The 1,711-nt window shown below is 73.6% G+C and carries 2 protein-coding genes; both read right to left on the bottom strand.

Features of this window, described 5'->3' with window-relative positions:
* The coding region (locus tag EAO72_RS41235) for an acyltransferase family protein (RefSeq protein WP_148022511.1) at positions 1-773 on the bottom strand (773 nt) is incomplete at its 3' end.
* On the bottom strand, positions 773-1,711 hold a 939-nt coding region (locus tag EAO72_RS41230; RefSeq protein ID WP_148022510.1), incomplete at its 5' end, for an alpha/beta hydrolase. The genes EAO72_RS41235 and EAO72_RS41230, both read right to left, overlap by 1 nt.

Raw genomic sequence — 1,711 nt, 5'->3', positions numbered from 1 at the left:
TCGCCCGGCACCCCGACCATCGACGCCGGGTAGTGGAAGAGCAGCAGCAGCGCGGCGAACAGCACGCCACCGCCGACGAGCAGCAACCGGGCGCCCCGCCTCCCGATCCGGCCCTCGGCCCAGGAGACGCCGAGCTGGTACGCGAAGAGCCAGCCGGGAAGGATGTTGAGCATGCTCAGCCAGGAGGGCATGGAGTCACCGAGCGGCCCGTAGCGCAGCAGGTCGACGACGGCCACCACGCCGAGCAACGGCGCCGCGGCCCAGCCGCCGAGCCGTTTCGCCATGCGGATGCAGTACGGCGTCAGCGCGGTGACCACCGCGTACACGCCGACGAACCAGAGCGGCTGGATCACCAGCGTCGACCCGGTCCGCAGCGTGTCGCCCGGTACCCCGAGCGTGTGCAGCACCGGGATCAGCACCGCCCAGATGGCGGTCACCCCGAGCACGGGCCTGCCCAGGCGGGCCATCCGTCCGCGCAGCCAGGCCCCCGTCGTGGACTTCCTCCGGCGGTAGGAGAGCACCGAGGCGTATCCGCCGACGAGGAAGAAGACGCCCAGCATCTGGAGCACCCAGCTGAACGGGGCGAGGGCGCCGAAGGCCGAGAGCGGGCTCGCGTTGTGCAGCGCGCCGCCGCCGTCGAGCCGGAATCCGCCGAGCAGCCAGTGTCCGGTGGGGACGGCGAGCAGGGCCAGCGCGCGCAGACCGTCGAGGGCGCGGTCGCGGTGGACCGGGGTACGGGCCTCGATCCGGGAGGCGAGGGCGTGAAGGCTCATCACAGCTCCCCTTCGGCGATCGCGGCGAAGGTATGGAGGGACTCGGTGCCGGGGGCGAAGTAACCCGTGTGGCCATGGGCGTCACCGGCCGGCACCCGGCGCGCGCCGAACTCCGGGGAGGTCGGGTCGGCGCCGTGGCCGAGCCCCGCGAACTCGACGTTCGGGACGTTGTCGATCCAGTCGTCGGGATCCTTGGCGGCCCACACCCGGGCTTCGGTGTGCAGATCGGCCACGTCGTCCGCGCGCATCCCGGGCGAGCCTAGGACGACCAGGTCGCCGGCGTGCAGCCGGGGCGCGGCGAGGCCGCAGACGACGGAGCCGTAGCTGTGGCAGAACACCGTGGGCTCGGGCACGCCGTTGGCGGCGAGCCCGTCCGTGAACCGGGTCAGGCGCTCCGCCCCGGCCTCGGCGAGCGAACCGGTCGCGGCGTCCACGCCGACGCCGACGGGCGTGGTGTAACCGGCCCAGGCGATCACCGCACTGCCCGGACCGGTCTCGGCGTACAGCGACCTGGCCATGCCGGCCGGCGTTCCGTACACGTCGCTCGTACGGTCGAAGGTCCCGGCGTCGATGTCCGAGCCGGGCACCACGACCGACACATGGTCCGCCGTGGTCAAGTCCCCGAAAACCTCGGCGACCTGGCCGCGGCCACGCGGGTCGAACGCGAGGATCCGGCGCTGCGGGTCCGCGGCGAGGCTCGCGTACCGGGGGTCCGGGTCGGCCTTCAGGGCCAGGGCGTTGGCCCGGTAGCGGAGTCCGACCGGGGCGCCGTCGAGGTTTCCGACGACGAGCGGATGCCGTGAGGCCAGGGACTCCTGCTCCCGCTCGCTCAACCCCGCGAAGAACCGGCCCACTTCGGCGGGCGTGTCCCGCGCCGGATCGGGCAGCTCCCGCCCCAGTACGTGATCCGACCGCCAGGCGGCGGTGCCGGGAGGCGG

It is taken from the genome of Streptomyces sp. OR43, assembly GCF_008042275.1.
In the GTDB taxonomy this organism is placed as follows: domain Bacteria; phylum Actinomycetota; class Actinomycetes; order Streptomycetales; family Streptomycetaceae; genus Streptomyces.
This window is presented reverse-complemented; position numbering and strand designations above follow the sequence as displayed.